Genomic DNA, 5,507 nt, shown 5'->3' with positions numbered 1-5,507 from the left:
ACTTGCCGGTTAATGAACCTTCGAAAAACCACCTTGCCGGGTGGTTTTTTCGTTTACAGAGCAAGAGACTACGACGCCGAGGAAAGGATCACAAGCAAATCCGTTAGATACATAGACATATATCAAACCCAAACCAGCACCACTTAACAACACCAATAGACCTCAGAAAAAGACTTATTTCATTGATTTTATTGAAATAAAACCCATCCATTAGGGTGTTCCACAATCACCCTAGCAGCAGATAAAAAACAGAGGTGACCTGCCGCCAGTCATTAATCATTTTCCTGGCGTGAACGATATCGCTGAACCAGTGCTCATTGAGGCACTCATCTCTGAATCGTCCGTTAAAACTTTCAATAAATCCGTTCTGTGTTGGCTTGCCCGGCTGGATAAGCCGCAGCTCCACCCCATGCTCATAAGCCCACTGGTCAAGTGCTCTGCAGGTAAACTCCGGCCCCTGGTCAGTTCTTATCGTCGCCGGATAGCCGCGAAACAGTGCAATGCTGTCCAGAATTCGCGTGACCTGAACGCCTGAAATCCCGAAGGCGGTAGTAATTGTCAGACACTCCTTCGTGAAGTCGTCCACGCAGGTCAGGCACTTGATCCTGCGACCGGTGGCCAGCGCGTCCATGACAAAATCCATCGACAAGGTCAGGTTGGGCGCCTCCGGGCGGAGCAGCGGCAAACGTTCTGTTGCCAGCCCTTTACGACGTCGTCTGCGTTTTACGCCCAGCCCGTTAAGGTGGTAAAGACGGTACACGCGCTTGTGATTAACATGAAGGCCTTCACGGCGCAGTAACTGCCCGATGCGTCGGTAGCCAAAACGCCTGCGCTCCAGTGCCAGCTCAGTGATGCGCCCTGATAAATGCGTATCAGCCGCCGGACGCTGAGCCTCATAGCGGCAGGTCGACAGGGACAAACCTGTAAGCCTGCAGGCACGACGTTGCGAAAGACCGGTCGCATCACACATAAACTCAACAGCTTCCCGCTTCTGGTCTGTCGTCAGTACTTTCGCCCAAGAGCCACCTGAAGCGCCTCCTTATCCAGCATGGCTTCAGCAAGCAGCTTCTTGAGTCTGGTGCTCTCTTCCTCAAGCGACTTCAGGCGCTTAACCTCAGGCACCTCCATACCGCCATACTTCTTACGCCATGTGTAAAACGTGGCATCTGAAATGGCGTGCTTACGGGCAAAAACGCCGGCTTCGGCCTCTCGAAGAATACAGATGATCTGTTCGTCGGAAAAACGCTTCTTCATGGGGATGTCCTCATGTGGCTTATGAAGACATTACTAACATCACGGTGTATTAATCAACGGGGAGCAGGTCATTTATGGCTAGCTGTACTTTGATGGTTAATACTCTTCTCGGTCCCGTACCTAATACTAGTTATTAGGTACGGGACATCACTATCAGACACTATAGATTTATAGATTACTAAAAAACACTTAACAAGAAATACCTAACACCCTTCTTATAAAGAAAACCTTAATTATATACCTAGACATTAAATATGTGATAATTAAGTTCAAAGGAATCACAACCAAGGAAAATAAAATCACGGAATCACTTTTAGTGAAGTGAAACCATATGGCTGAAACACCAATTAAAATAGGCAGGTGAATCAAATAAAACACAAGAGCAGATTCTGACACGGATGTTATAATCTTGGAGCTATTTATATTCATATTAAGGAAGGCTGAAAAAATAGAAAAAGACATCAATAGTGAAATGGCAGGTTTTGTTGCAACAAAAAAAAATTTATAATCAGGGTAAACAAAACACTTTGTGACGTACCACAACAAAAAAGCAAAAGCAAAAAACAAAATAATTTTGGTGTTAACTTTCTTGTTCAAAAAGAAAACACACATCCCCACAAAAAAAAACCCAAAATAACCTATAGAGCTAGAAAATTGAAGCAATATATTTACATACCTTGTTATTTCTGAGAATGAAAATAGCCTCCCAACAAACATTGACATAGCCACAAAAAATGTAGTTATAGAGCAAAAAAATATAATTGTATAAAAAAAACCAAAGCTCTGCATTCTTCTTGTTATGGAGTTGGCAATGTTATAAAAAAAATATGGCGCTAAACACACAAGCAAACTAATTATTGACAATGTCACTAAAAACCAAACGTGTCGATAAGATAAGTTGTATTCAACACTGTGCTCACCTTGAATGAAGTATATCAAAAAAAACGTAATAGGCACTACGGTTAATATAGAAAAAATAGTTGGGTATACTATTTTTTTAATTCTACCCTGGATAAAATACTCCCCACCTTTTCTTGATATAACCAAGGATGAAAAAAAACCAGATATTAAAAAAAACAAATCCATTCTAAATGGATTTGTGGCTTGAAGAACACCTCTTACAAGAGGTGATTGTAATAGATACCCGTCAAATCCAAAAGCACCATCCATTAACATAGACGCATGAAATGTTGGACCAAATATTAGTATAATAGATCTTAGCAAGTCGACACCAACAAAACGACCGTTCATAAAACCTCACTTATTAAAATGAAAAAAAACAAAGAGATTCTCTTATCTATTCTCTTATTAATCAATACAAAAAAAACCTGCCAAAATCTGGTCCAACCCTTGTCTGAAGTTACTTACAATACATTCTTCTGGATTTACCATAACACCTCATTACGCGCACTGCTCAGACGGCCTGAGAGCGTTTCTGACGGGAAACCGGTAAAACAGGCAACAACCCCCCCGAAAACCCGTCAGAAACACGCAGGCTCTGTTTTTACGGCATGCATGAGTATGCACGCAAGTGCATAGCGCGAAAACTCATCCCATTCAGCCAGGGTAAGTCCTGTTTCCGGCGTTCTTCTGATCCGAAAACGGTGAACGGGGACGCAATTTATTGCGTGGCCGTGAAGCGTTGCCGGCGCACCCGGAAAACCGTTTTTCAGCACACTCAGGAATCGGGTTCGTCGACGGCCGGCAATCACGTTATGGCAAGTCGCCGGACGACTCACCACACGATTCACCGGCGATTCGACTCGTGACTTGACTCTAGAGTCGCCAAGGTCAAAAAAACACCAAAATGACGATTCGACTCTAGAGTCAAGTCGTCATAAGTTACTGATAGTCTTAAGTGAGTCGTCGATGACTCTATGACGAGTCGTCGGCAAGTCGGACACGAATCGCCGACGACTTGGATTCACCTTACAGAAAGTAATACTGCGTAATTTAATAACCAACAACTAACTGATATTAATGAGTTATCTTCAAAATTTTAATTTTGCGTGGGGTGTGGGTATTTTTAGTGGTGAGGAGCGTTCAGAGATCTGACGATTTTTGGGAAGGTTCAGGCCCCCCGGGATGGCCGGAGAGGAAAACTGAAGCATGACGGGGTCAGGATTTTTTCCAGAATTTCCACCACGGGGAATGGGGTGGTGAAGAAGGTTCGTGCTTGTGCTCCAAAAGCTGCATAGCCTGACGAAGGGAATCAATATGCTCATCTCGAGCCTTAACAGCCCCTTTAAGACCATCGTTTTCAGCTTCAAGTAAAGCGATTCTATGTTGTAAATCATGTAAACCAACGCTGTTAATACCTGTAGATTCTGCGTCACTTTTTACATCATATTTTACAGTATCGATTACACCATCAAGAGAACCAAACACCCTAATAAGCTCTGAAGTATCAATAACTTTAATAGACTTCCCGTACTTTACAACAGAGGTGTAACTTAACTTCCCACTGTTAATCATCTTGTAAATCGTGGGGCGACTAACCTTAACAAGCTGTGCCGCTTCACTAATAGACACTCTGGCCATCAGTTACCACCCTGTAATTCATCCAGTCTCGAGGACAATGTACGGAAAAGATGCTCCGCATCATCGTGGAGTTTCTCACAAAGGTCGGCCTCGACATCGAGATCAAGCTCGTTAAGCTTATCCAGCAGGAGCAGAGACTGATTCTGGATGAATTTAGCCATGTTCAGCGCCGTTTTCTGTTGTTTCGTCATAAGAAGCCTCAGAGCGTCAATGCTCAGTGTAAAACCGGTAAGGGGGACAATGTACGAATAGTTCAGGGAACGGATCTGAGGTAATCCTGTAGTTATTTTGTAGTTTATCTGTAGTCATCGCACTAAAAATCAGGATTAAGTCATCAACTTTTGTAGTCTTCCTGTAGTTTGCCTGTAGTCCGGAAAAATAATCCGTTCATGCTTGCATGAACGAAGCAGTTAAAGACGCTTTTTCGTCACCAATGCTCCTTAACCTGCGCAGTACACCCGGCCAGAATGATAATTTTTTGCCCCTTAAATGGTCATACACCTAACGCAGCCGCGATTTTCATCGCAACTGCATGAATTAAATGAAAAAAATGGAGTTTTTCGTGTATTAGCGTAATACGCAATGTATTACAATTATCTGTAACCACATGAAAATAAAGAAATAAGATGTAATACCACCGTATTACATGTACGCTGACCAGCGAAAAAGCTATAACGCTTCCCGGCCGACAGGTGGCCCGGAATCCACCGGGGCGTGCAGGTTCTCTTCAGTAACCTGCGCCATTAAATCAAAAAGCTCATATTCGCCGGGAAGCTGCCTATCAGCCGCATCCCGTTGTTCATCATGTTCAGATGGCATGGGGTGATATCCAGTAGCTGAGAGGTTACTAGCGGGTTTCGGGGCGCAGCCCTGAACCAGTCACGTAGCGCTAGCGGAGTGTATACTGGCTTAATATGTTACGGATGAGTAACACGTAATGAAAGTGCTTCATGTGGCAGGGGAAAAAAGCAGCTGCAGGGCGTACAGGAGAAAATGGAGGTTACGGTGATATGACGCCTCCTCGCTCACTCGGTCGCTTCCGCTCCTGACGTTCGGCTGCGGCGGGCGTTACCTGCACACGGATAAGAGCAAAGGCATACGGCATTACAATAGAGCAGAAAAAGGATGCAGCCCTGCCGTTTTTCCATAGGCTCCGCCCCCCTGACAAGCATCACGAAATCTGACGCTCAAATCAGTGGCGGCGAAACCCGACAGGACTATAAAGATCCCAGGCGTTTCCCCCTGGTAGCTCCCTCGTGCGCTCTCCTGTTCCTGCCATTCGGTTTACCGGTGTCATTCCGCTGTTATGGCCGCGTTTGTCTCATTCCACGCCTGACACTCAGTTCCGGGTAGGCAGTTCGCTCCAAGCTGGACTGTATGCACGAACCCCCCGTTCAGTCCGACTGCTGCGCCTGTTCCGGTAACTATCAACTTGAGTCCAACCCGGAAAGGCACGACAAAGCGCCACTGGCAGCAGCCACTGGTAAACAGGATGTGCGAGAGATGTATTTGAGTTCTTGAAGTGAAGACCTAACTGAGGCTACACTGGAAGGACGGATTTGGTGACATGTCTCGCACAAGACTGTTACCACGGTTCATAAACTTGCCGGTTAATGAACCTTCGAAAAACCACCTTGCCGGGTGGTTTTTTCGTTTACAGAGCAAGAGACTACGACGCCGAGGAAAGGATCACAAGCAAATCCGTTAGATAC

The 5,507-nt window shown here is 45.0% G+C and carries 5 protein-coding genes and 1 pseudogene; 1 reads left to right on the top strand and 5 read right to left on the bottom strand.

The annotated features are described in order from the left end of the window. Positions 1–259: 259 nt before the first annotated feature. The 5 genes and pseudogenes from ACQUTI_RS26170 to ACQUTI_RS26150 all read right to left on the bottom strand — a co-directional run. Positions 260–1,254 (bottom strand): annotated as a pseudogene (locus tag ACQUTI_RS26170) (IS3 family transposase); the annotation flags it as partial. 189 nt (positions 1,255–1,443) lie between these two features. After that, on the bottom strand, positions 1,444–2,505 hold the full coding sequence (locus ACQUTI_RS26165) for an acyltransferase family protein (protein WP_428923424.1): 1,062 nt from the start codon (positions 2,503–2,505) through the stop codon (positions 1,444–1,446). 867 nt (positions 2,506–3,372) lie between these two features. Next, complete coding sequence (locus ACQUTI_RS26160; protein ID WP_186546646.1) at positions 3,373–3,795, bottom strand: helix-turn-helix domain-containing protein; 423 nt, start codon at positions 3,793–3,795, stop codon at positions 3,373–3,375. Continuing rightward, positions 3,795–3,986: a Rop family plasmid primer RNA-binding protein gene (locus ACQUTI_RS26155; RefSeq protein ID WP_186546644.1), complete on the bottom strand. Its 192-nt coding sequence runs from the start codon at positions 3,984–3,986 to the stop codon at positions 3,795–3,797. The genes ACQUTI_RS26160 and ACQUTI_RS26155 overlap by 1 nt, the downstream gene beginning before the upstream one ends. 478 nt (positions 3,987–4,464) lie before the next feature. Further along, positions 4,465–4,614 (bottom strand): hypothetical protein, encoded by a 150-nt coding sequence (locus tag ACQUTI_RS26150; RefSeq protein ID WP_428923423.1) that lies wholly within the window; start codon positions 4,612–4,614, stop codon positions 4,465–4,467. Positions 4,615–5,172: 558 nt separating this feature from the next. Between ACQUTI_RS26150 and ACQUTI_RS26145 the strand changes: the two genes are divergently transcribed. Continuing rightward, positions 5,173–5,316, top strand: a complete 144-nt coding sequence (locus tag ACQUTI_RS26145; protein ID WP_373426354.1) for a replication initiation protein — start codon at positions 5,173–5,175, stop codon at positions 5,314–5,316. The last annotated feature ends 191 nt before the right edge of the window (positions 5,317–5,507 follow it).

The sequence above is a fragment of the Klebsiella sp. 7-CIP_Kleb. genome (assembly GCF_050378655.1).
GTDB classification, from domain to species: domain Bacteria; phylum Pseudomonadota; class Gammaproteobacteria; order Enterobacterales; family Enterobacteriaceae; genus Klebsiella; species Klebsiella quasipneumoniae.
This window is presented reverse-complemented; position numbering and strand designations above follow the sequence as displayed.

Bases quoted from the DNA above. Each gene is read 5' to 3' on its own strand.
- ACQUTI_RS26165 (WP_428923424.1), bottom strand. From the start codon at position 2,505: ATGAACGGTCGTTTTGTTGGTGTCGACTTGCTAAGATCTATTATACTA.
- ACQUTI_RS26160 (WP_186546646.1), bottom strand. From the start codon at position 3,795: ATGGCCAGAGTGTCTATTAGTGAAGCGGCACAGCTTGTTAAGGTTAGT.
- ACQUTI_RS26155 (WP_186546644.1), bottom strand. From the start codon at position 3,986: ATGACGAAACAACAGAAAACGGCGCTGAACATGGCTAAATTCATCCAG.
- ACQUTI_RS26150 (WP_428923423.1), bottom strand. From the start codon at position 4,614: ATGCCATCTGAACATGATGAACAACGGGATGCGGCTGATAGGCAGCTT.
- ACQUTI_RS26145 (WP_373426354.1), top strand. From the start codon at position 5,173: ATGCACGAACCCCCCGTTCAGTCCGACTGCTGCGCCTGTTCCGGTAAC.